This window comes from Lysinibacillus sp. NPDC056232 (assembly GCF_042267565.1).
Taxonomy (GTDB): Bacteria; Bacillota; Bacilli; order Bacillales_A; family Planococcaceae; genus Lysinibacillus.
The window spans coordinates 8,291-33,907 of sequence record NZ_JBHJTF010000029.1; the positions used below are offsets into that span (position 1 = coordinate 8,291).

25 protein-coding genes are annotated in these 25,617 nt (G+C 38.4%); 22 read left to right on the forward strand and 3 right to left on the reverse strand.

Annotated elements, in window-relative coordinates; translation table 11 throughout:
- Positions 1-229: hypothetical protein (locus ACFCYJ_RS19065; RefSeq protein ID WP_376075874.1), on the reverse strand; the 229-nt coding region annotated here is incomplete at its 3' end.
- A gap of 379 nt (positions 230-608) precedes the next feature.
- Entirely contained in the window at positions 609-1,562 is a 954-nt protein-coding gene (locus ACFCYJ_RS19070; protein ID WP_376075875.1) for a hypothetical protein, read from the reverse strand.
- Positions 1,563-1,626: 64 nt separating this feature from the next.
- On the opposite strand from ACFCYJ_RS19070, the gene ACFCYJ_RS19075 reads away from it, so the two are divergent.
- Positions 1,627-2,673, forward strand: coding sequence for a SepM family pheromone-processing serine protease (locus ACFCYJ_RS19075; protein ID WP_376075877.1), 1,047 nt, complete (start codon positions 1,627-1,629; stop codon positions 2,671-2,673).
- A gap of 333 nt (positions 2,674-3,006) precedes the next feature.
- Here ACFCYJ_RS19075 and ACFCYJ_RS19080 read toward each other — a convergent pair whose 3' ends face one another.
- Positions 3,007-4,218: a nucleotidyltransferase gene (locus ACFCYJ_RS19080; protein ID WP_376075879.1), complete on the reverse strand. Its 1,212-nt coding sequence runs from the start codon at positions 4,216-4,218 to the stop codon at positions 3,007-3,009.
- Positions 4,219-4,421: 203 nt separating this feature from the next.
- On the opposite strand from ACFCYJ_RS19080, the gene ACFCYJ_RS19085 reads away from it, so the two are divergent.
- From ACFCYJ_RS19085 to ftsZ, 21 genes are all read left to right on the forward strand, one after another.
- Positions 4,422-4,955, forward strand: coding sequence for a YceD family protein (locus tag ACFCYJ_RS19085; RefSeq protein WP_376075881.1), 534 nt, complete (start codon positions 4,422-4,424; stop codon positions 4,953-4,955).
- Between the two features lie 24 nt (positions 4,956-4,979).
- Positions 4,980-5,153, forward strand: coding sequence for a 50S ribosomal protein L32 (gene rpmF, locus ACFCYJ_RS19090; protein ID WP_010858320.1), 174 nt, complete (start codon positions 4,980-4,982; stop codon positions 5,151-5,153).
- 163 nt (positions 5,154-5,316) lie between these two features.
- Positions 5,317-6,084 carry an enoyl-CoA hydratase/isomerase family protein gene (locus ACFCYJ_RS19095; RefSeq protein ID WP_376075883.1) on the forward strand — a complete coding sequence of 256 codons (768 nt, stop codon included), beginning with the start codon at positions 5,317-5,319 and terminating at the stop codon, positions 6,082-6,084.
- 110 nt (positions 6,085-6,194) lie between these two features.
- A complete protein-coding gene (locus tag ACFCYJ_RS19100; RefSeq protein ID WP_376075885.1) occupies positions 6,195-6,572 on the forward strand; it encodes a transcriptional regulator in 378 nt (125 codons plus the stop codon).
- Positions 6,573-7,113: 541 nt separating this feature from the next.
- Positions 7,114-8,016, forward strand: coding sequence for a ketopantoate reductase family protein (locus ACFCYJ_RS19105; protein ID WP_376075887.1), 903 nt, complete (start codon positions 7,114-7,116; stop codon positions 8,014-8,016).
- On the forward strand, positions 8,013-8,408 hold the full coding sequence (locus tag ACFCYJ_RS19110) for a DUF3397 domain-containing protein (protein ID WP_376075888.1): 396 nt from the start codon (positions 8,013-8,015) through the stop codon (positions 8,406-8,408). Before ACFCYJ_RS19105 ends, ACFCYJ_RS19110 begins: the two co-directional genes overlap by 4 nt.
- A gap of 410 nt (positions 8,409-8,818) precedes the next feature.
- Positions 8,819-10,435: a bacillithiol biosynthesis cysteine-adding enzyme BshC gene (gene bshC, locus ACFCYJ_RS19115; protein ID WP_376075890.1), complete on the forward strand. Its 1,617-nt coding sequence runs from the start codon at positions 8,819-8,821 to the stop codon at positions 10,433-10,435.
- 253 nt (positions 10,436-10,688) lie between these two features.
- On the forward strand, positions 10,689-11,120 hold the full coding sequence (gene mraZ / locus ACFCYJ_RS19120; RefSeq protein WP_068983256.1) for a division/cell wall cluster transcriptional repressor MraZ: 432 nt from the start codon (positions 10,689-10,691) through the stop codon (positions 11,118-11,120).
- 59 nt (positions 11,121-11,179) lie between these two features.
- Positions 11,180-12,130: a 16S rRNA (cytosine(1402)-N(4))-methyltransferase RsmH gene (gene rsmH / locus ACFCYJ_RS19125; protein ID WP_376075892.1), complete on the forward strand. Its 951-nt coding sequence runs from the start codon at positions 11,180-11,182 to the stop codon at positions 12,128-12,130.
- The gene (gene ftsL2 / locus ACFCYJ_RS19130; protein ID WP_376075893.1) at positions 12,131-12,499 is read left to right on the forward strand and encodes a cell division protein FtsL; all 369 of its coding nucleotides are present in this window, start codon (positions 12,131-12,133) and stop codon (positions 12,497-12,499) included.
- The gene (locus ACFCYJ_RS19135; RefSeq protein WP_376075895.1) at positions 12,496-14,703 is read left to right on the forward strand and encodes a penicillin-binding transpeptidase domain-containing protein; all 2,208 of its coding nucleotides are present in this window, start codon (positions 12,496-12,498) and stop codon (positions 14,701-14,703) included. Before ftsL2 ends, ACFCYJ_RS19135 begins: the two co-directional genes overlap by 4 nt.
- A 57-nt stretch (positions 14,704-14,760) precedes the next feature.
- Positions 14,761-16,677, forward strand: coding sequence for a stage V sporulation protein D (locus tag ACFCYJ_RS19140; protein ID WP_376075897.1), 1,917 nt, complete (start codon positions 14,761-14,763; stop codon positions 16,675-16,677).
- Positions 16,678-16,801: 124 nt separating this feature from the next.
- Positions 16,802-17,773 carry a phospho-N-acetylmuramoyl-pentapeptide-transferase gene (gene mraY / locus ACFCYJ_RS19145; protein WP_376075899.1) on the forward strand — a complete coding sequence of 324 codons (972 nt, stop codon included), beginning with the start codon at positions 16,802-16,804 and terminating at the stop codon, positions 17,771-17,773.
- On the forward strand, positions 17,770-19,119 hold the full coding sequence (gene murD / locus ACFCYJ_RS19150; RefSeq protein WP_376075901.1) for a UDP-N-acetylmuramoyl-L-alanine--D-glutamate ligase: 1,350 nt from the start codon (positions 17,770-17,772) through the stop codon (positions 19,117-19,119). The genes mraY and murD overlap by 4 nt, the downstream gene beginning before the upstream one ends.
- A 40-nt stretch (positions 19,120-19,159) precedes the next feature.
- Complete coding sequence (locus tag ACFCYJ_RS19155) at positions 19,160-20,239, forward strand: FtsW/RodA/SpoVE family cell cycle protein (RefSeq protein WP_376075903.1); 1,080 nt, start codon at positions 19,160-19,162, stop codon at positions 20,237-20,239.
- A gap of 20 nt (positions 20,240-20,259) precedes the next feature.
- Positions 20,260-21,081, forward strand: coding sequence for a cell division protein FtsQ/DivIB (locus ACFCYJ_RS19160; protein WP_376075904.1), 822 nt, complete (start codon positions 20,260-20,262; stop codon positions 21,079-21,081).
- Positions 21,059-21,787, forward strand: coding sequence for a DUF881 domain-containing protein (locus tag ACFCYJ_RS19165; protein ID WP_376075906.1), 729 nt, complete (start codon positions 21,059-21,061; stop codon positions 21,785-21,787). The genes ACFCYJ_RS19160 and ACFCYJ_RS19165 overlap by 23 nt, the downstream gene beginning before the upstream one ends.
- A 141-nt stretch (positions 21,788-21,928) precedes the next feature.
- Positions 21,929-22,648, forward strand: coding sequence for a DUF881 domain-containing protein (locus ACFCYJ_RS19170; protein WP_376075908.1), 720 nt, complete (start codon positions 21,929-21,931; stop codon positions 22,646-22,648).
- A gap of 3 nt (positions 22,649-22,651) precedes the next feature.
- Positions 22,652-23,023, forward strand: a complete 372-nt coding sequence (locus ACFCYJ_RS19175) for a small basic family protein (RefSeq protein WP_323645284.1) — start codon at positions 22,652-22,654, stop codon at positions 23,021-23,023.
- Positions 23,024-23,119: 96 nt separating this feature from the next.
- The gene (ftsA, locus tag ACFCYJ_RS19180; protein WP_376075909.1) at positions 23,120-24,403 is read left to right on the forward strand and encodes a cell division protein FtsA; all 1,284 of its coding nucleotides are present in this window, start codon (positions 23,120-23,122) and stop codon (positions 24,401-24,403) included.
- A 53-nt stretch (positions 24,404-24,456) separates the two neighbouring features.
- Positions 24,457-25,614: a cell division protein FtsZ gene (gene ftsZ, locus ACFCYJ_RS19185; RefSeq protein ID WP_376075911.1), complete on the forward strand. Its 1,158-nt coding sequence runs from the start codon at positions 24,457-24,459 to the stop codon at positions 25,612-25,614.
- The last annotated feature ends 3 nt before the right edge of the window (positions 25,615-25,617 follow it).

Here is a 25,617-nt window from a genome sequence, read left to right on the forward strand (position 1 = left end):
TTCGCGCAGATAAAACATTTGTCGCTGACGCTTCGCTTTCGCGCAGATAAAACATTTGTCGCTGACGCTTCGCTTTCGCGCAGATAAAACATTTGTCGCTGACGCTTCGCTTTCGCGCAGATAAAACATTTGTTGCTGCCGCTTCGCTTTCGCACAGATAAAACATTTGTTGCTGCCGCTTCGCTTTCGCACAGATAAAACATTTGTTGCTGCCGCTTCGCTTTCGCACAGAGCAAAGCTTCCTGGGGGCGTCGGGGCGACAGGATGTCGGTCACGAAGGCGTTATCACAGGACGTGATGCTTTTAGCCTTCGTTCCTCTATTACTAATCCCCAAGGAGTCGCCCAGTTTCCACTCCAATCAACCACTTTACAAGCTTGTATCTTCTGACATATTGCTCTAATTTATCGTAATAAAGCGATGTGTTCCAGCCTCTGTTTTATTTGATAACAGGATGAGATCGGAAATTAATATAATATTTTCTGCTATTGCAATTGAAAAAGGGAAAAAAGAGGCAGGCAAGTGATTGAATTCCTCTACTATGCTTGCTCCTAAGTCAGTTTGAACCTTCACTCCAATAGAGGGAGGTGTGGTGATGCAGACGATTATTTATTTTAAGAAAAAAAGAGCATAAATAGTAGGTACAATGATTATGCTAAGTAGGCGGAATTTTATATAGGGTCGAACGGAAAGCTTAGCTGATTTCGCAATAACGAAAATTTGTAAATGGATGCTTATACTTTGCATAGTTAACAACATAACGACCAAAAACGGTAAATATGAAAGATTGGGAAAAGCTGAGACGGTCATTTTAAGACCATTTGTAACTTCAAGAATTGCGGCTATGGAAAGCTCGGCTGTATAGGGAAGTTTAGGTATCAGTGAATCAAGGCCTTGCTGGACAATCGTCTGGATGGTAGTGAAAAAAATTATTGTCGTTCCAACTAATAGTATTGTCGGGGCTGTTTCTTTTATGCTTTCAGAGAATGGTGCTGAAGACAAAGGTGTATTGTGTATGGCGATGCTAGGAGGATCCGTTTTACGAAATAAAAAGTAACCGGTTATTAAACAGCAAATGTTAAAACTATGTAGTAAACATAAAAATAACCATCCGAACGTATTACTGTGTAATAAATCAAGGCTTACAAAGCCTAGCACGAATAGAGGGCTTGGTGCATGACATACGGCTAATAAAAAATTTGCTTCTTTAGCGTGTAATTGCCCGCTGTTTTTTAAGTAAACAATGGTTGTTGCTCCAGACGGATACCCCCCGAGTGCGCTAATAATGTAGGCTTGTACGTATAAAGAAGCTCTTTTTGTTTTCGTGCGCATAGGAGCCGTTAAACGGAGAAGCCATTGAGTTAAAATAAGGTACGGTAATAAATAAGGGAATAGGGCATCCATAAAAAGGTTTAAACCTAAATCAGTACCAGTATGAGCTGTTTGTGGGAATAACAAGAGTAATAGAATAAGAACTATGCAAATCGCTATTTGAATTGTCGCATACATGTTATCATCTCGTTTCAACTTTTTGTCATTCACATAGGCAAATGCTAAAATCAATATATGTAAAAAAGGCAAAAACATGAACGTATGGTTTTGCGAGCGTCCTAGGAGGTGTTTTCTAATGAAGAAAAAAATTAGTATTTATGCAGTGTTATTAGTCGTGATTTGTTTTTTAATGTTATACCGACTAGACGCTTATATCATGAAGCCTGGAAGTGCTTATGATGTCAGTAAATTTGTTAACGTTGAAAATAGCCACACGAATGATGAAGGTTCCTTGAGTTTAATGACAGTGGCTATGCAGCAAGCTACGCCTTTTTCGTATCTTTGGGCAAAAACCCAAAAATACCAAAAATTAATGGATATTACCCAAGTTCGAAATCCATTAGAGGATGAAGAGGAATATAATGTTCGACAGCTTAAATTAATGTCTGATTCTCAATTTAATGCAAAGTATGTAGCTTTTCAAAGAGCTGGCCTTCAAACAAAAATTCTTTTTAACGGTGTTTTTATATTAAATGTCCTTGAGGGCGGTGCTTCGGAAAATTTATTAAAAGCTGGTGATGAAATTATTGAAGTTGATGGACAAAAAATTAGAAACCAACAAATGCTTTTAGATCTTTTAAAACCAAAGCAGCTTGGAGATAAAGCGACAATTAAATTTATACGTAATAAAAAAGAACAAGAGGTAACGATTACATTAAAGGAAATTCCTGAATCAGAAGAAACGAGGGCTGGTTTAGGTATTACTTATGCTGAAAGTAAATCTATTGAAACAAATCCAAATGTATCTATGAAAACTGAGGATATTGGAGGTCCGTCTGCTGGACTAATGTTTACTTTAGAAATTTTAGACCAACTTCTCAAAGAAGATTTAACGAAAGGCTATGCTATTGCAGGGACAGGGGAGATGCTGGTGGATGGCTCTGTTGGAAGAATTGGTGGAATAGACTATAAAGTCATTGCTGCTGATCGTGATGGTATGGAAATCTTTTTTGCACCAGATGATGAAATTACTCCAGAAATGAAAGCTAAATATCCTGACCTGGAATCTAATTATGCTACAGCAGTAATGACTGCTAAAGATATTGGAACAAAAATGAAAATAGTTCCGGTTAAAACTGTGGATGATGCAATCGAATATTTAAAACAGTTACAGCCGAAATAAAGTTTTATCATTGTAACGTGGGTTGATTTCCGTTGCTTTCCAGTGAGCAAGCGTCGAGTTGCTTCCTCCGCGCTTTCGCGAAAAACACCCTGATTTTTAAATTAGGGTGATATCCTGGGCGACATAATAAAGTAAAAGGATTCACACATAGTTTTGTGTATGAATCCTTTTTTTGCTCTTTGGAAGGTGGATGTCGATAAAAATTAAAAGTTGGGTGATAAAACGTGAAAGTTAGTCGATAAAATTCAAAAGTTGGGCGATAATTCCTGAAAGTGTTCCGATAAAACTAAAAAGTTGGATGTCAGAAGAATTTCTGGCATCCTTTTCCGTTACTTAAAAACGAATCGGTGGTGTTTGATAATCTTTCGGGAGACTTTGCTCTTTTGTTCTTTGTTCTATACTTAAATTGTATACCTCTGCTGCATGAATATCTACAGCAAGCATAACATCATCCATAGCTGCAACACGACTGATTAAAGGTAAAGGTATATTTTTTTTATGCATGCCTAAATAGGCTTGTCCCTGCTTACTCATACCAAGTAAACGTATACAGGAAGGAGCATCAAAGCTTTGCAACTGTTCCTTTGTAAATCCCGTATAAATGTGTGTGAGCATCCGTTGAAGTCGTGTCCAAGTATAGCGTTTTGATTTAATTTTCTCCATAAAGCTGCTAAATGATTGACTCGTTTTTACTGCTTTGATAAGAGCATTTTCAATGCCTTCTGTTACTTCGGCATAGCGGGTAAGTTCATTAGGTGTATGTCGAATAAGTGTAAACTGTAATAATGGCCAAAAAGTTTCCCAACTTGCAAATTCACCATATTTTCCATGCCAATCAGCTAAATAATCAAACGATGCTTTAGGAAGAAAATCTTGCACACTTTGAAGATCACTGGTTGTTGCTAGTGCCTTGCGTATTCCTGTGGCGCTAGCAATGGATGCACCTTCTTGTATAGTGTCGTGGTAACCTGCAACGATGCGAGGGATTGTTAAAGGCTTAATGTTACTATCTAGAGCCTTAGCAGCCTCAATATAGTGAAAACCAAGGATATTGTTCGGTTGTCCCAAATCAATGTATGTAGCAGGGAACTTTTGAGAAAGCTGTTCATAGGCGTAATGTAGACTTTTAGGATAGCTTGCACCCGTTTTAAGGCTTTCTTTAATAAGAGTGTTATATTCAGTGCGGTGATTATTAATGAGCTGAAACGTATTCATAAAGGGTTGAATGGAACCATCTTCGCTTCCAAAGGCAAAAGAATCACAACCAATTGCAGATAGTAAGGAAATGGCTCCTTTTGCGAAATCAGTTGCAGGTGCGGTACTATAAACGTAGGGTAGTTCAATGACTATATCAACACCACCTGCGAGAGCCATTTTTGTGCGTGTCCATTTATCGACCATGGCTGGTTCACCACGCTGCAAAAAATCCCCACTCATGACTGCGATGACAATATCCGCTTGTGCTACTTTTTTTGCCTGTTCCAAATGATAGGCATGTCCGTTGTGAAAAGGATTGTATTCTACAACTATTCCGACTGCTTGCAAATGTAAGCCCCCTTTATCAATATTATTTGCTTCTCGTTCTTGTAAATTTGGAGCCTTTTGCTTATTATAGAACGATTTGGAGCAAATTCACTTATTATAATATATAATTATAGGTGGGTTTTATTGTGGTGACAAGAAATTATCTTGACATCTATTTTTACACATTATATAATCAACATTGTTGTCTCGAGGTGATTAAACGAATGAAATGGTCAATTCATCAATTATCTAAATACCGCCAAAACGGGATGCCAATCGATGCCTATGTCCAGTTGGACGAGGTGATGGAGCGAAACCAGGATATTCGAGCAATTTCGCCCGTTCATGTAAAAGGGCTATGTACTTTCGGTGCATCGCAAATGACATGTCAGCTAACTGTGACAGCGACGTTAACATTACCATGTGCACGCACATGGGAAGATGTTGAGTTTCCTATCGAAGTTGAGACAGTTGAAGTTTTCAGCTGGATTGACGAGGATAAACGAGGGGAAGATGACGGAGAACTTCGCTATATTGATGGTGAAGTTATCGACATGAAGCCGGTTATCGAGGAGTTAGTGCTTCTTGAAATACCTTTGCAAGTGTTCAAGGAGAATACCGAAGGACAAGTGCAAGGTGGTAAAAACTGGTCTTACGCAACAGATGAAGACGTTGAACTACACAAAAAAGCTGACACACAAAAAGTGGATCCAAGACTAGCTAATTTAGCTAAGTATTTTGATCAAACAGACGAATAGACGATCTGTAAGGAGGTGCCATCAATGGCTGTACCATTTAGAAGAACTTCTAAAACTGCAAAAAGAAAGCGTCGTACGCATTTCAAACTATCTGTACCTGGTATGGTAGCTTGCCCAAACTGTGGGGAAGCAAAATTATCACACCGTGTTTGCAAAGCTTGCGGACAATACAAAGGTAAAGAAGTAGTAAGCAAATAATACAGTGTTTGCTCACTTAAAAGGCTAGTAGAGAGACCATGGCTCTTTACTAGCCTTTTTGTTAGTTTGAAGAGACGGAATTTTCCGGCAATAACAAAAAGATATATAGTACTATAATAATTGTATGATACAATTTATCCATCGGGACAAAGGGGGGAATAGTATGGCTTATATAATTGATAACAAAGATGGTATCATGACGTTTACGATTAATCGAGAAGAAAAAAGGAATGCGGTTAATGATGAGGTTATGGACGGGCTGCAAGAAGTCATTACATATATTCGAAATCATGATGATGTCCGTTTTTTAGTTGTGACGGGTACAGGGGATAAATCATTTTGCTCAGGGGGCGATTTATCCGAATTTCATTCGCTCGAAACAGAGGACGAGGCTTTTGGGATGTTGAGTAAGATGGGCAAAATATTATACGACCTTGCAACTTTGCCTGTGCCGACGATTGCGTTAATTAATGGAACAGCGGTTGGTGGAGGTTGTGAGATTGCAACAGCTTGTGATTTTCGTCTAGTGGCAAGTCATGCGAAATGTGGTTTTATACAGGGGACATTAGCAATTACGAGCGGCTGGGGAGGCGGTACATACTTATTCGAACGAGGGTTACGCCATGATCGTGCAATGAAGATGCTAGTCGATGCGAAGCCTTATCCAGCAGAATTACTATATGAAATTGGCTGGGCAATGCGCGTTTTTGAAGGTTCAAAAGAAGTGGCGTTGAATGATTTTATCGAACATATGCGTAAAATTCACCCTTCTGTTCATAAGGCTTATAAAGAAATTGAGCTTCGAAAGTGGCGTGAGCGTAATATGTATGAACGTGTTATGGAGGAAGTTCGTACATGTGCGATATTGTGGGAAAGTGAAGCTCATCACGAGGCAGTTGCTAATTTCCTAACAAAGAAAAACAATAAATAATGTATAACGGCAGTGATTATAGCAAAACATAATCACTGTCTTTTTGAATTCCATGATTCTATTTTGCTCGCCCATGCATATAGTAGTAAAAAATGCGAGGGTGATAGATTATGGAATTGAAAAAAAGAAAAGATCAATGGACGAAGGAAGACGATGAAAGATTAGCAGAAATTGTGTTGCATAATGTGCAAAATGGCAAAACGCAGCTAGAGGCTTTTGAAATGGCTGCTACTGAACTAGGTCGTACAAAACAAGCATGTGGTTTCCGTTGGAATAAAACATTACGTAGTCAATATAGTCAGTCACTACTAGCTGTACGAAATCAGCCGCAACAATCTATGCGAAGCCATTTGAAATTGGCATTAACAAGTTTTGATGAATTAACAGATGCCTATCAAAGTCTCGAAATAAGACACCGTGAATTACAAAATGAGCATGAAAAACTAGTGAAATGGTTACAGCAAGGATATTCTTTAATGAAAGATTAAAATCAGGAAGTAGATGAAAGTTACAAGTGCTGGAGAGTAAGTTACTTAGAAAGAATGTAAGCTTGATTAAAACATAATGCTGCGCTAAGTGGTGTTTATCCCGCATTAACGGGTAGTAAATCTCCGATTGTAGTTTCGCTTTAGATATTATCGAAAACACTTAGCCAATCCTGTATAATAAAAGAACCTGCATAGGAGGTGCCTTAGAATGATTTCTAAGGCACCTCCTTCTGTAGGAATGGGCAAAATGGATTGTATAATGATGGACAGTAGCGGCTGATGTCATAGCGATAGAACTGATTACTTATTTCAGCGCGTGTCCAAACACTCGCTGAAATAGAGGAACTCAGTCTAAGTACGCCACGTCCTGTGGCAAAGATGAGTGACCAACATCACGCTGCTGACGTTAAACTTTCGCGCGGAAAACATCCTTTGGCCCAAAGCCTCCGGCGGATGTCGCGGAATTATGCCGAGGTATAATTGATGAGGGCGTTCTTTTATGTTTGATCGTCCATTGTAAATGTGGAAGGTGTGATATATTGTGGATGTAGCAATTATTGGTGCAGGGGCTGTAGGTCAGTTAACGGCAAGTTTTATAGCTGAGTCTGGTATGTCTGTTACGTTGGTTACGAGAAGGCAGGAACAGGTAGATGAACTTCATGCAAAGTATTTAACGCGGGTGAATGTTGATGGAACGAAAACTGTACAAAAAGTTGCTTCAACTACGAAATTAGAGGAGCTACCACAACAGGATTTAATTATAATTGCTGTTAAATACGGTCAATTACAAGAGTTGTACAAACAATTATCTGCGTTACCGAGCACGGTATCGTTGCTGTTTATGCAAAATGGTTTAGCGCATTTTGATGAGGCACTACGTTTGCCGCAAAAGAATATTGCCTTTTGTTCTGTATCATTCGGTGCTCAATTAATCAATCAGATAACTGTGCAACATAGAGGCGTAGGTGCTTGTAAAATTGCGATAGAGCGAGGTAATAGTGATGCGTTTAACGATTTGTTACAACTAAACAATTCCTTATATCCAGTTGAACTGTTTGCTAATGCGGAACAAATGCTATTTGAGAAAGCTGTATTCAACTGCTTGATTAATCCGTTGACGGCTATACTGCAAGTGAAGAATGGAGAGTTAGTAACGAATAAGCAAGCGTTTCTAATAATGCGAACTCTTTATCGAGAGCTAACGGATGCTTTTGAAGGCATAGAACAAGCTATACCTTTTTTCAAGGTGATAGACTTATGTGAAAAAACAGCAAGTAATACATCATCTATGCTAGCGGATCGGATGCAAGGGAAAAAAAGCGAAATTGACACGATTGTAGGAGTAATACTAGAAAAAGCTCTAGCAAATGGTCACGATTTGCCAACTTTACGTACTTTATATCACCAAGTACTTGCAATAGAGGAGAGCGGTGAAAGACGTTGAAAGATTTTTTACATATAATTATAAGTATCATTATTTTTTGTCCAATCCTCCTTTTTGTGATTGTCTATTTATTTAGTCGAAAGGTTAAAATTCGAGGCACTCATGCTTTCGGAGCGGCATCGGATGTGACAACAGTGTGTTTGTTTTTTTCAGTACCCCTGGCAATCGGGGTACTATGGAATGTCAATGTTAGCGCACTATTAGTAACATTGGCGGTGGTGATGGCAATGATTTTTACATATATTGATTGGCGAACAAAAAAGGAAATTGAAATAAAACCGCTACTTAGGAAAATTTGGCGCTTTCAATTTTTAGTACTAAGTACGGCGTATATTGTTATTTGTATAGTAGGTGTTATTCGATCTGTTATAGAATATTTACAGGCTGTCTAAGCATTTTCTTTTCATGTTGAAGCCATAAGCGTTAAAATAATAGCATTATACATTGTTTTTTAGTAATGACTCTAAATGTGCAAAAAATATGAAATAAAATTCCGAAGTACTCAAGCGTTTGAAGTTTGTTGGAAATTGTCATTTTAAATAAACTTTCGATGGATAAATTGCATAGTAAGTATTAACGGGATTTATCAGGCGTGTTGATTGAGGGAACATAGGTTTATTTTTGACTGATAAAAAATTTAGTTGATATTTTGCTAATATATGCCCATTTTAACTGATTGTAGCGTAGCTGAAATCAGTGCCATAGGGTGGATGAAAATGGTTAATCAACACATTTGGGAATTTATTTTTATTTTGCTTATTAAAGAGTAAGAAGATGATTTAGGTAGAGGAGTTTGTGTTAAATGAAACTGGAGTCAATCCAAGTACCCATAAAAAATCGTTTGCTAGCAGATTATTGGTCACCGAATACTGCCATCCATGAGTTTTTTGAATACGAATATAACGATAAATCTTTTGAAAAACGTGCGCAATATTTAGATCAGCATGCGTATGATCAAAAAGAATTAACAGCCATCATACGTCAATTTATGGAGCCGCTTGGTATATCAAAGAAAGCGAATGAACATTTGCAGCAACTAGAGCAAGGAGCTATTGCAGTTGTTGGTGGGCAACAAGCAGGTATCTTAACTGGTCCTCTTTATTCGGTGCATAAGGCGATTTCGGTTATTACTTTAGCGAAAGAGCAAAGTGTAAAGCTTCAGCGACCGGTTGTTCCTGTTTTTTGGATAGCTGGAGAAGATCATGATTTAGAGGAAATTAACCATACGTATACAGTGCGTGGTGTAGATATTAAAAAACGTGCATACGGTGAACGTTCAAGACGTAAAACAATGGCTTCTGAAACAAGGATAAACAAAGAATCCATGACACAATTAATAAATACTGTTGTGAAGGATATGGGTGAAACAGAATTCACTGAAGTACTTATTAAACAATTAGTGGATACTCTTAATAAGAGTGACACATTTACGGACTTCTTTGCGCAACTTATGAACCACTTGTTTAAAGATGAAGGTTTATTGATGATTGATGCAGCGGACTTTAAATTCCGTCAATATGAGAGTGGGAATTTTACCCGTATCATTCATAAAAATGAAGAAATTGCTAAAGTGGTAACAGAGAGAGAAGAAGAGCTTGAACGTACGGGCTATGGCAAACCTATTTCGGCAACAAACGAAGCGGCAAATTTATTCTATGTAGAAGATGAAGAGCGTCATCTTTTAGAAAGGAAAAATCAGCAATTTGTTAATCTGGCTGCAAATATCAAGCTATCTCGAGAAGAAGTTTTAAGAATTGCTGAAAACCATCCTGAGCAATTAAGTAATAACGTTGTGACGCGTCCTCTAATGCAGGAAATGACATTGCCTGTGCTAGCATTTGTTGGTGGACCTGGGGAACTTGCGTACTGGGCGACGTTGAAGGATGCATTTTCGGTATTAGGCTTACAAATGCCGATTTTTGCGCCACGTCTTCATATCACCATCGTCACACGTCACGTGGAACAGCTTTTACGCGAATATCGTTTAAGTGTTGCTGAAGTTTTGGATGGTAAAGCGTTACAGCTTAAAGAACAATTTATTGCTGGTGTACAGGATACAGAAGTGAAGCGTCAAATCCAGACGATGCAACGAGACCTTTTAGAAAAATATGATGCACTTCAACTTTATTTAGAAGAGCAACATCTATTACTAGATAAAATACTTGTGAAAAATAAAGAGAATCATCTAAAGCAATTTGAGTATTTACAGCAAAAGGTTGAACAAACTGTTCTTAACAAACATGAAACGACAATCCGGAAATTTATGACGCTACAAAATGAGTTATATCCAAATGAGGGGTTCCAGGAAAGAACATATAATCCTTATCAATATTTTAATGAGTTTGGATCTGTATTAATTACTGAAATGCTGAAACAAAACTATAGCATTGGCAATCACCATTATTTAATTTATTTATAATTCCAATATATGTATCTTTGTACCTAATTAACGATTTGATACAATGTTTATTTGATGGACAATGTCGATATAAAATAGTGAATAGAGAGCTATCCTACTATGGGTGGCTCTTTTTTGTGTCCTTTAGCATAGATTCAATAATTTGTGAAAGGTCTAATCACACATTAACTGTTAAAATGTCAAGTTTTTTTCAAAAAAAGTGGAGGAAAGTGGGGGGATGTGGTACATTATTTAATAAAGTGGGGTGAATAGCATGTTCATGGGAGAATATCAACACTCTGTTGATGCGAAAGGACGATTAATCGTGCCCGCAAAATTTCGTGAAGCCTTAGGTGAAACGTTTGTTGTAACACGCGGACTTGATAATTGTTTGTTTGGCTATCCTATGGATGAATGGCGAAAACTCGAAGAAAAATTAAAGGGCTTACCGATGACCAAAAAGGACACACGTGCATTTGCAAGGTTTTTCTTTTCTGGGGCAACGGAAGTAGAGATAGACAAGCAGGGGCGCATTAACATTCCGTCAACTCTTATGCAGCATGCACATCTTGTGAAAGAATGTGTAGTGTTAGGAGTTTCAAATCGGATTGAAATATGGGCGAAAGATGCTTGGGAGACTTACTTTAGTGAGTCGGAGCAATCCTTTAATGAAATTGCAGAAAATATGATTGGCTTTGATTTTTAACTTTTTAGACACTTAAGGTGTCAGCTGTATGAAGTTAAGGCCTGAAGGGAGCGAGTGGTATGTTCGATCATACAACCGTGTTATTAAGAGAAACAGTTGATGGGTTGAACATCGATCCTGATGGTGTATATGTGGACTGTACGTTAGGTGGGGCAGGACACAGTGAATATTTAGTACAACAATTATCTGAAAAAGGGCGTTTAATTTGCTTTGATCAAGATATGACAGCTATTAACAATGCAAAAATTCGATTGGCACCGTATATTGAACGTGTGACATTTGTCCATTCGAATTTCCGCTATTTAAAAGAAGAACTATTAGCGATTGGTATTGAGCAAGTTGATGGTGTTTTATATGATTTAGGCGTATCTTCACCACAGCTTGATACACCAGAACGAGGCTTTAGTTATCACCATGATGCACCTTTAGATATGCGCATGGACCAAACGGCAACACTTACAGCATTTCATGTCGTGAATGAATGGGCATATGAAGATTTAGTACGTATATTTTTCCGCTATGGAGAAGAGAAATTTTCAAAGCAAGTTGCTCGTAAAATCGAAGGGGCACGTAAGGTAGCGCCGATTGAAACAACTAGCCAACTTGTAGAACTTATTAAAGAGGGTATTCCAGCAGCGGCACGCCGTAAAGGTGGACATCCAGCGAAGCGCATATTCCAAGCAATACGAATTGCTGTTAACGATGAGCTAGGCGCGGCAGAGGGTTCATTAGTCGATGCGATTGATATGATAAACGTAGGTGGACGCATCAGTGTCATTACGTTCCATTCATTGGAGGACCGCCTATGCAAGACTATTTTTAAGGAAGCGTCATCATTACCGGAATTACCACCAAATTTACCAGTGATTCCTGATGACATGAAGCCAACTTTAAAGCTTATCACGAGAAAGCCGATCGTTCCTTCTGATGAAGAACTAGCTGTAAACAATCGTGCTCGCTCAGCAAAGCTTAGAGTGGTAGAAAAAATTAACGACAAAGGGAGTGAGTAAATGGCAGCAGTTCGTGTAAGGCAGCACCAGCAACAGCAAGTGCAACAACCGATAACACCCCCTAGCCCACAACCCACTATCAAACGTCGTAAAAAAACGAACCAGAAGTTTGAAAAAACAATGCTCATTGCTTTAGTTAGCATTATCGCTGTAATGTCAGTATTAGTGTTAAATAAGCAAGCAGCCATTCAAACAACCAGCATGGACATTCAAAAAATCGGAACTGAAGCAGAAGAGATTACTAAACAGAATGTTGACTTGACAGTTCGTGTAAGTGAACTGTCTACTTACGATAACATATGGAAAAAAGCTAAAGAACTCGGTTTAACTCAAAATGAGAAAAATGTAAAGGTAGTGCCGGGAGAATGAAAAAAAAGAGATTTCGATTCCAATGGGGAGCCTTTCTATTAATTATTTTTTATGGAGGGCTCTTTTTTCTATTGTTCGCGAGAATGGTGACGTTACAAGCGACAGGTGAAGTGAAAGGTCAAGAGCTTGCGGCAAGGGCAGCTGCAAAATATAGTAAAGAAAGTGCAATAACAGCAAGTCGGGGGAAAATTTATGATGCAAATGATCAAGTCATTGCTGAGGATACACTTAGTTATCGACTAATTGCAATCGTTAATAAAGAGGCTACGACGGATGCAAAAAAACCTCGACATGTAGTAGATCCAGAAAAAACTGCAAAAATATTAGCAGAATATATTCCTATGGACGAAGAAAAAATCTATAAACAGCTTACTAGATTAAAAGATGATGGCAAAAAGCCTTATCAAGTTGAATTTGGAAGTGCAGGCCGCGGAATAAGCCATGAGATTATGAGTAAAATCAAAGCGGAGAAATTACCGGGGATTGTATTTATAAACGATTTAAAACGTTATTATCCAAATGGTATTTTTGCCTCACACTTAGTTGGTTTCACTGTCAAAGAGGAAAATAAGGATGGTACGTTTACAACAAAAGGGAAAATGGGTCTTGAGCTTACCTACGACAAAGCACTAACCGGAAAAGACGGTAAGGTAGAATATGAGACAGATGCCTTCAGTTATTTATTACCGAATAGCGAGAAAATGGTGACACCCGCAAAAAACGGTGATGATATTTATTTAACACTTGATAAAACAATTCAAAGCTTTTTAGAGGAAGCGATGACAGCGGTTGAAAAGGAGTATAACCCTGAATCGATGACAGCTATTGTGGCAGATCCGAAAACCGGTAAAATCCTTGCGATGTCTCAGCGACCTACGTTTAATCCTGATACACGCGAAGGCGATAATATGAAATGGCTGAACGAGGCTATTGAAGAGACCATAGAACCAGGCTCGACGATGAAAACGTTCACACTCGCTTCGGCTATTGATACAGGGGTTTGGGATCCAAATAAATACTATCCGTCAGGTCAATACAGAGTCCTAGATCAAGTAATTAAAGACCATAATGGTGGGAATGGTTGGGGTTGGATTTCTTATTTAGAAGGCTTCCAACGTTCATCCAATACTGCAATGGCGCACTTGTTAAAGCTTATTGGTGAGGATGTCTTTTTTGACTATTTAGATCGATTTGGATTTGGTAAAAAAACAGGTATTGATTTACCGAATGAAGCATCGGGAAAACTTTTATCGAAATATCCAGTAGAACGAGTGACAACAACGTTCGGTCAAGGTTCTACGGTAACCCCGATTCAATTAATCCAAGCATTGACAGCGATTGCGAATGACGGGAAAATGATGCAACCGTATGTGATAGATCGTATTGTTGACCCTTCAACAGGAAAAACGATTAAAAAGCACGAGCCGATTGTAAAGGGACAATCAGTTTCAGCTGACACAGCGAAGCAAGTAAAAGAAATTCTTGCCTCTACGTTAACAGCTAAGGATGGTTCGGCGAAGGACTTTATTCTTGATGAATATGAAGTTGCAGGGAAAACAGGTACTGCCCAAATTCCTTTAGGAAATGGTAGGTATTCATGGGGATCAAATGAATTTCTGTATTCTTTCTTAGGGATGGCTCCTTTAGATGACCCTCAGCTCATTATGTATGTCTCAGTAAAAAGGCCGAAGTTAAAGGGTGATGCCGGTTCTATACCAGTTTCAAAAGTATTTAACCCAGTTATGTTAAATAGTTTAAAGTATTTAAATGTGAATCCTGAAGGTGTAAAGCATGTTGACGATGCAAAAATACAGGATTACACAGGTAAAAGTGCTGAAGCTATACAAGTAGAGCTTCAAAATGATGGTCTGAAGCCAATTATTGTTGGTGGTGGCGGTAAAATTATTGACCAATATCCAAAAGGTCCACAAAAACTTGTGAAAGGTAATTTTGTGTTTTTAAAGACAGCAGGCGATGTAATACTGCCAGACTTCACCAATTGGTCGTTGCGTAATGTACTTGCTTTTAAGGCATTGGCAAATTTAGAAATTGAAGTCGTTGGAGAGGGCTTTGTAACAAGTCAGAGCGTCTCGGCAGGTACTGTAATCTCAGATCGTTCACCGATTGTCGTGAAGCTGAAAACGCCAGCTGAAAGCTTTGTCAAAGATGTAGAGACCCCACCTGAGGGTGAAACAACGGAATAAACCTGAATAGAAGCCCACTTTATTTCATACGTTGTAAAAAACAAGGTGTGATGTCGAATGAAGTGGATTTCTATCCATTCCAAAAAGCGATTACGTATTTTATACGTATTGTTTATGTTTGTAGCTGTTGCGATTATTATTAGGCTTTTCTTCTTGCAAGTATTAGATCAAAAAGATCTGACAAAGAAAGCCGAAGAGAATTGGGACCGAGAAATTCCTTTTGCCAATGAACGGGGGCATATTACTGACAGTAAAGGAAAAAATATTGTCACAAATAAGCTTGCACCAACTTTATATTTCATGCCTTCTCAAAGTAAGGATATTGAAGGGGCAGCGGCAAAAATTGCACAAGTTTTGGGCGTAGATGAACAAAAGCTGTTGAAAAAAATGAAGGAAAAAGCATACTTAGTAAAGCTGGCACCTGAGGGGAAAAACATTCCTTATGAAAAAGCAGTGGAGTTACAAGGTATGCAGATTGAGGGATTATATAGTGGCGTCGATTATTCAAGGGATTATCCATATGGTACCCTACTCTCTCGTTTTTTAGGTTTCACAGGTTATGATGCACAAGGTTTAGCGGGAATTGAATATGAATACGATAAGCTGTTACAGGCTAATTCTTCGGCCATACGGATCTTTACAGATGCGAAAGGGAATAATTTACCTAACGTAAAGAGCGCCTGGAAGGCTGGTGAAGATGGCGCAACGATCGAGCTAACGATAGATGTAGATGTACAACAGGTCGTTGAACGTGAATTGTCACAGGCAATGGAGCGTTATGATGCTGACCAAGCAATGGCGATTGCCATGAATCCAAATACTGGCGAGATTTTAGCGTTAGCTTCCTATCCAACCTTCAATCCAGCAGAATATCAAACGGTAGAGCCTGCTATCTACAATCGAAATTTACCGGTTTGGATGACATATGAACCGGGGTCAACGTTCAAAATCATAACACTCGCCGCAGCGCTGGAAGAAAATGTGGTGGATTTAGAGAAGGATACTTTTTATGATCCAGGTTATTCAATGGTTGCGGGAGCAAGATTGCGTTGTTGGAAGCGTGATGGTCATGGTTCTGAAACCTTCCTTGAAGTGGTAGAAAATTCTTGTAACCCGGGCTTTATTGAATTAGGTCAGCGAATAGGTAATGAAAAACTACTACAGTATATTAAAGATTTTGGTTTTGGACAAAAAACAGGCTCTAACATTGCTGGCGAGGCTTCAGGGATTTTATTTTCCAAGGAGGCTTTTGGACCTGTTGAGCAGGCCACAACTTCATTTGGTCAAGGTGTTGCCGTTACACCAATTCAACAGGTGCAGGCAGTATCCGCCGCAGTAAATGGGGGCAAGCTGTATACGCCATATGTTGTGAAGAAGGTTTTTAACCCTAATACTGGTGAAGTGATAAAAGAGACTAAACCGGAAGTGAAAAATCAGGTTATTCGTGAGGAGACATCTGCAAAGGTTCGAGGTGCATTAGAATCTGTTGTCGCAAAGGGCTCAGGACGTCAAGCTTACCGAGATGGATTACGAATCGGCGGCAAAACAGGCACAGCGCAAAAGGTAGAGAATGGCCGTTATAAAGACGGCGAATACATCGTATCGTTTATTGGCTTTGCACCTGCGGATAATCCGGAAATTGTCGTTTATGTAGCAGTGGATAACCCGAAAAAGGCAACCCAATTTGGCGGTGTGGTAGCAGCTCCAATCGTTGGTCAAATTATTGAAGATGTTGCACCTTTTGTTGGCATTGAAAAATCGAAGGAACAGCTTGAAAAGGATTATCGCTGGGGTGACCCAATTACTGTGAAGGTACCAAGTTTTATTGGTCAAACGAAGGATGATATTGCCAAGCAACAATATCCATTCCGTATTGTATGGCATGGAGAAGGGACTAAAATTGGCAATCAGCTGCCTGAAGTGGATAGTGTTATCAAACAAGATGGCACCATTCATCTTTATTTAGAAAACTAATTAACTTTACCTTTAAAAAATGGGAAAGAACCACTATTATTATGAAGGGTAGTAATAAATACATGAAAGTTTATGCTTTTTTCTTCAAGAAGAAAGTGAAACAAGATTTAAAGGAGATTTTTCAATGAAACTCGCAACAACGCTTACCATTTTAGCTCTTGCTTTTATAGTAACAGTTATCCTGGCACCAATTTTTATTCCACTTCTTCGCCGATTAAAGTTCGGTCAAAGTATTCGTGAGGAGGGACCAAAATCCCATATGAAGAAAGCTGGTACTCCAACAATGGGTGGCATTATTTTCTTAATTGCCATTATCCTCACTACTGTTGGAGTAGGTAGCTTTTTAGATTTATTTACAACACAAACCATTGTACTGTTACTAGTATTAGTAGGGTTTGGGTTAATCGGCTTGCTAGATGATAGCTTAAAGGTTGTTTTTAAACGTAATTTAGGACTAACATCACTTCAAAAGCTTGTTGGTCAAATTGTCATTGCAATCTTGGCCTATTTCTTACTACATGGATCGTTTGATACATCACTTGCTATACCATTTACAGATTGGACGATCGATCTTGGTATTTTCTATGTAGCCTTTTTAATTTTCTGGTTAGTGGGCTTCTCGAATGCAGTGAATTTAACAGATGGCATAGATGGCCTTGTGGCGGGTACTGCATCCATTGCCTTTGCAGCATTTGGTGTTATTGCTCTGTTCCAAGAACAAGCTGATATCGCCTTATTTACATTCGCAGTAACAGGTGCATTATTAGGATTTTTACTTTTTAATGCGAATCCTGCAAAGGTATTTATGGGAGATACAGGTTCGTTAGCATTAGGTGGAGCATTAGCTATGGTCTCTGTTTTAGAAAAAGCAGAATTCTTACTATTATTAATTGGATTAGTGTTTGTTATTGAAACATTATCCGTTATTTTACAAGTAGGTAGCTTCAAACTGCGTAAAAAACGTATTTTTAAAATGAGTCCTATTCATCATCATTTTGAATTATCAGGTTGGTCAGAATGGAAGGTAGTACTTGTCTTTTGGTCAACTGCTTTAGCAGTAGCATTGATTGGAGTTTTATCGGAGGCGTTCTTATGAGAAATATTACAGATTTACAACATAAAAAAGTCCTTGTTTTAGGTCTAGCTAAAAGTGGTGTGGCTGCAGCTGAGATTTTACATGAGCTTGGCGCCTTTGTGACGGTAAATGATTCCAAACCATTTGACGAAAGCCCAGATGCGCAAGGCCTATTGCAAAAGGGGATTACGGTTATTTGTGGGCGTCATCCAGAAGATTTACTGGATGAAGGCTTTGAATTAGTTGTGAAAAATCCAGGGATTCCTTATAGCAACAAAATAGTAGCGGATGCAATAAGCCGTGGAATCCCTGTATGGACAGAAATTGAGCTTGCCTATTTAATTAGTGAAGCTCCGTTTATCGGTATTACAGGATCAAACGGTAAAACAACTACGACAACAGTAATTTTCGATATGCTGAATAACGGTGGTTTAGAACCGTTAATTGCAGGGAATATAGGAACAGTCGCATGTGGTGTTGCAAGAGAAGCACAAAAGGATAATGTAATTGTTACAGAGCTATCATCTTTCCAATTAATGGGGACGCAAACGTTTAAGCCGAAGATTGCTATATTAACAAATCTTTATGATGCACATCTTGATTATCATGGGACATTTGACAACTATGCAGAGGCAAAATTTGGTGTTGCACGTAATCAAGATGAAAGCGATTATTTTATCTATAATGCCGATCAGCCGATTGTTGTTGGCTATGCGACAAAATCAAATGCTAAAAAGGTACCATTTAGTTCTAAGGGACGCACGGATGAAGGAATTAGTGCGGATGAAACAACAATTTACTGGCAAGGTGAGCCGTATTTAGATCGAGCAAATATCGCTTTGCCTGGTAAGCATAACTTAGAAAATATTTTAGCAGCTGTCGCAGCTTGTATTTTAGTCGGCTGTGACAAAGCTAAAATGGAAGAAGTGTTAGCGAAGTTTGGAGGCGTTCGTCACCGCACTCAGTTTGTGCGTGAATGGAACGGACGCAAAATTTACAACGACTCCAAAGCAACAAACTGCTTAGCTACAAAAAGTGCTTTAGATGCATTCCAAGCACCTGTTATTTTACTGGCAGGTGGATTAGATCGAGGACATTCGTTTGAAGAATTACGTCCATGCATGAGCCATGTAAAAGGTGTTGTTGCCTTTGGAGAAACGGGACTACGTTTTGTAGAATTTGCAAAATCGTGTGGTGTACAGCAAACTGTCATTGCTCAAAATGTTGAGGATGCAGTACACTATGCGGCGCCGATGTCAACGGAAGGCGATGTTATTCTGTTATCTCCGGCTTCTGCAAGTTGGGATCAATATGACAGCTTTGAAATAAGAGGCGATGTTTTTATTGATGCTGTAATGAAGCTGTAATGAGCCTGTAACTATTTTAGAATATACTTGACTTGGAAGGATGGCATTACTGAGAGGGAAAGAAAGCTATTTATTGCTCGTCACAACATTGATGCTTTCTATAATCGGCATTATTTTCGTCTATTCTGCAGGTACCTATTGGAGTGCCGTTCATTATAGTGGAAAAATGCCGTTTTATATGAAGCAAAGTCTATACTTTGCCGTAGCCATTGTAGTGTTTTTAATCACGATTCGATTAAATATTTTGAAAGAGCAGTCCTTTTGGAAAATGGCCTATATATTTTCGTTAATTTTACTAGTCCTTGTACTGATACCAGGAATTGGACTTGTACGAAATGGTTCTCAAAGCTGGATTGGCATAGGTCCGTTAACAATTCAGCCAGCAGAGATAACGAAAATTACCGTCATTGTATACATGAGCCATATTTTAGCACAGCATAAAACGGGTACGTCTATTATTAATTGGCGGCATGGATTGATTTTATTATTACCCGTTGTACTTATTATGCTACAGCCTGATTTTGGTTCAGTTTTTATTCTCGTAGTTTCTGTGTTTTTATTGTTTTTTGTGGCAGGGTATCCTTTAAAACTGTATGCGATATTTTTGATTGCAGGGATTGCTGGATTAGTAGGCTTGATTGTCACAGCGCCATACCGACTAAAGCGGATTGAGGCATTTATTGATCCGTGGCTCGATCCTTTAGGAAGTGGGTTTCAGGCTGTACAGTCATTAATGGCTATAGGTCCTGCTGGGATTTTCGGGCATGGCTTTGGACAAAGTAGGCAAAAGTTTTTATATTTACCTGAACCACAAAATGACTTTATTTACGCAATAATTCTTGAAGAGGTTGGATTATTTGGTGGACTTGTTATTTTAACACTTTTCGTACTGACGATTTATGCAGGCTATAAATTTGCAGTGCAGGCTAAAACAAGAACATCTTATTACGCGATCATTGGACTTGTAACAATGTTGACCGTACAAGCATTTCTAAATATAGCAGTAGTGATTGGCTTAGTGCCTGTAACAGGTGTCACATTGCCTTTTATCAGCTATGGAGGAACATCTTTAGTAACAATGTGGCTAATAATAGGTATTATTTATCAATTAGCGAAATAAATATAAAGGAGGAGTACTTTTTGGAGAAAGTAATTGATATAGAAGATCGCATACCTACGCTAAAACAGCGACGAAAAAAGCGTACAAATCGGAAATTTATAGTGCTAATATTACTTTTCTTTATCGTGTTAGCAGTACTCCTTTATTTTCAATCTCCTTACAGTAGAATCAACAATATTACAGTCAACGGCGCTCGATTAGTAGAAGAACAGTATTATTTGAAGACAAGTACTCTTGCAACTGGGAAGTCAATGTGGGGATTTAAAGAAGAAGAGGTAGAGAAATTATTACTAAAGGATAAATGGGTGAAAGAAGCACATGTTAAACGTAATTGGCTTCAAGGCGTGGCAATAGACATTAAAGAATGGAAAAAGGTTGCGTACTTAGCTGGTGACGGTACTTATTATCCATTGCTCGAAAATGGCAAGCGCTTTGATCAAGCTGGAGATGAAATTCCGATTGATGCACCTGTATTTATCGGCATAACTGGCGAAAAGACAATTAAGAAACTTGTAAAGCAGTTAGCACAATTAAATCCAGAAGTATTAACACTAATTTCTCAAGTCAATACTAATAGCAATAATTCAAACCCTAATGCAATCAAGCTCTATATGAACGATGGCTATGAAGTTCGAGCGGTTATTCAAACATTAGCAGAAAAGCTAAATCATTACCCTTCGCTTGTGGCACAAATTTCTAATTTGGAGAAAGGGGTTATCGATTTAGAGGTCGGCTCGTATTATCGTCCTTTCAATAATGAGTACAACCAAGCAGCTATTGAGATAGATAAAGATGCGGCCAACCAGGAAGTGGAAAAAGATGAACAACAAAAAAAAGAATAGCAAAGAAAATTTCTTTTCAAGAAAACAAATTCAATTGCTTATTGTTTGTGTGACTATGGGGTTTATCATTGGCTATTCCTACAACCAGGCAAAAGATAATCGAGACGCAAGTTCGACCAATCCAGAGCTTTTAGAGCAAGAGGATTCTTATCGTGAGGAGTTAATTGCACAGCAAGAGCGCAATAAAGAACTATCAGAAGAGACGAATGCTTTGCAGGAAAAAATTCGTAAGTATGAAAAATCATTCGTCGCTAGCAAAAAGGATTATACAAAGCTTGTTGAAGAGGCAGAGGATTTACGCTTGTTGTTAGGCGATTTAAATTCAGAAGGAAAAGGGGTACGTGTAACGCTTCAAGATGGTGATTACGATCCGAAATCTGCCAATCCTAATGATTATATCGTGCATGAAAGCCATATTTTTAAATTGCTCAATGAGCTTAAAATTTCTGGTGCACAAGCAATTGCTATTAATGGTCAACGTGTTTTGGCGAATTCTTATATACACTGTAATGGACCAGTCATTACGATTGATGGCAAGCAACATCCAGCTCCATTCGTTATCGAGGCTGTAGGAAATTCAGCAACATTCATAGCTTCCTTAAACTTAAATGGTGGTGTAGTGGATCAATTATTAAATGACAATATTGTTGTATCAGTAGAAGAAGAACAAAAGCTTACGATGCCAAAAGTAAAAGTAGAAAGTTAAACGATTTTTCTAGTCAATAGTTACAGATTAAATTTAGTTATAGCCTCCAATTTGGTTATAGACTTTAACAAGTATTTTGCATAATTCAAGATCTAAGGCGTAAATCTGTGAAGGGTTACGATACGTCTAGGAGGGGCTATTTTGAAAAAAAATATGTATACCCGAATAACGATCGTGCTATTTATTATCGGTTTGATGATAGCGGTACAATACAATACCATAAAGCAACCAGCTGAGCGAGATACACGAGATATTTGGGCCATAAGAGAGGAATTAGCAGAAGAAAAGCAAAGGCATTCCACATTATTAGCAGAAATTCGTTCACTTAATGAAGTAGTGGGTCGCTATGAGCAATCTGAGAAAACAAATTTACAATCAGCATTGAATGAAACGCTGAATCGTTTAAAGCTACAGGCCGGGTTAACGGAGGTCACAGGGCCCGGAGTTGTACTTCGTGTTGAACCAGCGCCCGAATTAGTAGAAATGGGATATGAAATCAAAGAAATTTCACCTGATTTACTAACCCAATTACTAAATGCTCTGTTTAAAAACAATGCAGCGAGTGTCTCGATAGATGGAAATCGAGTTGTCCAGACAACAGCCATTCGAGATATAAATGGAAAGACTACAGTGAACAGTGTACCACTTTCCGCACCACCCTTTGAAATTTATGTTGGGACAAGCACATTTAAGGAAGCTCAAAAAATGTACAACTCTTTACAGGCTTCCACATTTATTGATTCCTTTTATTTGGATAACTTTAATTTAATAATAGAGGAACCAACTGAGCATTTAACAATCCCAGCATTTGATCAGCCATTGACAAATGATTATTTAACAGAGGTGAAAAAAGGAGAATAATATATGTGGCTACCATTTTTAGGTTTGATATTTGGACTTGCCCTTGGCTTGTTAACAAATATACAAATACCCTCTATATATGAAAATTATCTGTCAATAGCTGTTTTAGCAGCTTTAGATACATTATTTGGCGGTATTCGTGCTCAATTGCAACAAGTATATGACGATAAAGTATTTGTATCAGGATTCTTTTTTAATATAATTCTGGCAGCGGGATTAGCCTTTTTAGGTGTGTATTTAGGGATAGATTTGTATTTAGCTGCTATTTTCGCTTTTGGGGTACGTTTGTTCCAGAATATAGCAATAATTAGGCGTATTTTACTAACTCGGTTAGATGAGAAACGTCACAAAAGGAACAAAAATTCCATAGAATGAGAGAAAAATTGAGCAAAATACTCGATTTGCTTAGACATTATGCTGAATTTACAATAGAATGAGAATAAGAGCATTTTTTCGAGGAGGTGCAGCGAATTGAATCAGCAAGATTTATATATTTCTCTTGATATAGGATCTTCCTCTATCAAGGTATTAATAGGTGAAATGAGCGACGGTCAATTACATGTAATTGGGGTCGGGAATGTAAAATCGAATGGTGTTCGAAAAGGTGCAATTGTTGATATTGATGCAACAGTTCAATCAATTCGAAAAGCAATAGATCAAGCTGAACGAATGACAGGATATCAAATTAATGAAGTCGTTCTAGGTGTTCCTGCTAACCAGACGATGTTACAGCTAGTTAAAGGTGTAGTTGCTGTAAATAGTGAAAATAGAGAAATTACAGATGATGATTTAGATAGAGTGGTAGAATCTGCACAAGTCATGTCAATACCTCCTGAACGTGAATTAGTGAATATTATTCCAAGACAGTTTATTGTGGATAATTTAGATGAGATTAAAGATCCACGAGGTATGATTGGCATTCGTTTAGAAATGGATGCCACAATGATTACTACCTCAAAAACACTTTTACACAATGTTCTACGTTGTGTAGAACGTGCAGGCCTAAGTATTCGAGAAATATATTTGCAACCATTAGCAGCAGGGTTTTTTGCATTATCGGAGGATGAAAAAAACCAAGGTACCGCTTTCATTGATTTAGGAGGCGGTTCAACTACTATCACAGTATTCGAAGAGGGACTGTTAACACATACGGGTGTCATTCCTGTTGGTGGCGATCATATCACGAAAGATATTTCGATCGTCTTAAAAACACCAACAGAACAGGCAGAACAAATTAAACATCAATTTGGACATGCCTATTATGATGACGCATCAGATGATGAACTATTCGAAGTACCGGTTGTAGGGACAGATTCAACAGATCAGTACAGCCAGCGCTTTATATCAGAAATTATTGGCGCTCGATTGGAAGAATTATTTGAGTTAGTTATCGACGAGTTAGCTCGTCTAGGTGTTAGAGATTTACCAGGCGGTGTTGTTTTGACCGGGGGCGTTGCAAAGCTTGATGGTATTGCTCAACTGGCACGTCAGATTCTACAAACTCGTGTTAGAATATACACACCTGACTATATTGGCGTTAGAGAGCCTTCATTTACGACGGCAGTTGGACTTATTCGTTACGCCTATTTAGAAGATGATTTTTATGGAAAAGGTACTAATACGCAGCCTATTGAATATGCAGTTGTAGGATCTCCTGCAGCCACACCTAAAAAGCAAGAATATGCTGCACCTTCAGAACCAAAAGGAAGCGTAATCGGAAGAGCAAAAAAATTATTTGATAAGTTTTTTGATTAACTTGAATGCGTAATGAATGATACAGAGTCGAGTTACCGTGGGAGGAAAAAGAAATGTTAGAATTTGATACAAGTGTTGATCAACTTGCAGTAATAAAAGTCATTGGTGTTGGTGGCGGCGGTAACAACGCTGTCAATCGAATGATAGAACATGGTGTACAAGGTGTTGACTTTATCGCAGTAAACACAGATGCACAGGCGTTAAATTTATCGAAGGCAGAAATAAAGCTACAAATTGGTACGAAACTTACACGTGGATTAGGTGCAGGTGCAAATCCTGAAGTAGGGAAAAAAGCTGCAGAAGAGAGCCGTGAACAATTAGAAGAAGTTCTAAGTGGTGCAGATATGGTATTCGTTACAGCTGGGATGGGCGGAGGAACTGGTACTGGTGCCGCGCCAGTAATCGCACAAATTGCTCGCGATTTAGGAGCTCTTACAGTCGGTGTTGTAACGCGTCCATTTACGTTTGAAGGTCGCAAACGACAAACACAAGCTATCGGTGGTATTGGTGGCATGAAGGAGTCTGTTGATACTTTAATCGTTATTCCGAACGACAAGTTATTACAAATTGTCGATAAATCTACACCAATGCTAGAGGCATTCCGTGAAGCAGATAATGTTTTACGACAAGGTGTACAAGGTATTTCAGATTTAATTGCAACGCCAGGTCTTATTAACTTAGACTTTGCAGACGTAAAAACAATTATGTCTAATAAAGGTTCAGCGTTAATGGGTATTGGTATTGCTACAGGTGAAAACCGTGCTGCAGAAGCAGCTAAGAAAGCTATTTCAAGTCCTTTACTTGAATCATCAATTGATGGCGCTAAAGGTGTCCTTATGAATATTACTGGTGGCTCAAATCTTAGCTTATTTGAAGTACAAGAGGCTGCAGATATTGTAGCATCAGCATCAGATGAAGAAGTAAATATGATTTTCGGTTCTGTTATTAACGAAAATCTTAAAGATGAAATTATTGTGACAGTAATTGCGACTGGTTTCTCAGAGGAAGCTTTACAACAACAGCGTAATACTTCACGACCGACGTTAAATACAAATAGACAAGCTGTACAGCAACAGCAAGCTCCGATTCGTGAGCAACGTCAAGATGTACATGTACAGCAAGAACAACCACGTCAAAATCAACAAAATTATGTACAGGATGACACGCTTGAAGTACCAGCATTTTTACGCAATCGTAAAAATCGCGGATAAGTC

Coding starts and splice junctions, on each gene's coding strand:
- ACFCYJ_RS19165 (WP_376075906.1), top strand. CDS start 21,059: ATGAACAACAAAAAAAAGAATAGCAAAGAAAATTTCTTTTCAAGAAAA.
- mraZ (WP_068983256.1), top strand. CDS start 10,689: ATGTTCATGGGAGAATATCAACACTCTGTTGATGCGAAAGGACGATTA.
- rpmF (WP_010858320.1), top strand. CDS start 4,980: ATGGCTGTACCATTTAGAAGAACTTCTAAAACTGCAAAAAGAAAGCGT.
- ACFCYJ_RS19095 (WP_376075883.1), top strand. CDS start 5,317: ATGGCTTATATAATTGATAACAAAGATGGTATCATGACGTTTACGATT.
- ftsL2 (WP_376075893.1), top strand. CDS start 12,131: ATGGCAGCAGTTCGTGTAAGGCAGCACCAGCAACAGCAAGTGCAACAA.
- ACFCYJ_RS19155 (WP_376075903.1), top strand. CDS start 19,160: ATGGCATTACTGAGAGGGAAAGAAAGCTATTTATTGCTCGTCACAACA.
- ftsZ (WP_376075911.1), top strand. CDS start 24,457: ATGTTAGAATTTGATACAAGTGTTGATCAACTTGCAGTAATAAAAGTC.
- bshC (WP_376075890.1), top strand. CDS start 8,819: ATGAAACTGGAGTCAATCCAAGTACCCATAAAAAATCGTTTGCTAGCA.
- ACFCYJ_RS19075 (WP_376075877.1), top strand. CDS start 1,627: ATGAAGAAAAAAATTAGTATTTATGCAGTGTTATTAGTCGTGATTTGT.
- ACFCYJ_RS19140 (WP_376075897.1), top strand. CDS start 14,761: ATGAAGTGGATTTCTATCCATTCCAAAAAGCGATTACGTATTTTATAC.
- murD (WP_376075901.1), top strand. CDS start 17,770: ATGAGAAATATTACAGATTTACAACATAAAAAAGTCCTTGTTTTAGGT.
- mraY (WP_376075899.1), top strand. CDS start 16,802: ATGAAACTCGCAACAACGCTTACCATTTTAGCTCTTGCTTTTATAGTA.
- ACFCYJ_RS19085 (WP_376075881.1), top strand. CDS start 4,422: ATGAAATGGTCAATTCATCAATTATCTAAATACCGCCAAAACGGGATG.
- ACFCYJ_RS19175 (WP_323645284.1), top strand. CDS start 22,652: ATGTGGCTACCATTTTTAGGTTTGATATTTGGACTTGCCCTTGGCTTG.
- ACFCYJ_RS19135 (WP_376075895.1), top strand. CDS start 12,496: ATGAAAAAAAAGAGATTTCGATTCCAATGGGGAGCCTTTCTATTAATT.
- rsmH (WP_376075892.1), top strand. CDS start 11,180: ATGTTCGATCATACAACCGTGTTATTAAGAGAAACAGTTGATGGGTTG.
- ACFCYJ_RS19100 (WP_376075885.1), top strand. CDS start 6,195: ATGGAATTGAAAAAAAGAAAAGATCAATGGACGAAGGAAGACGATGAA.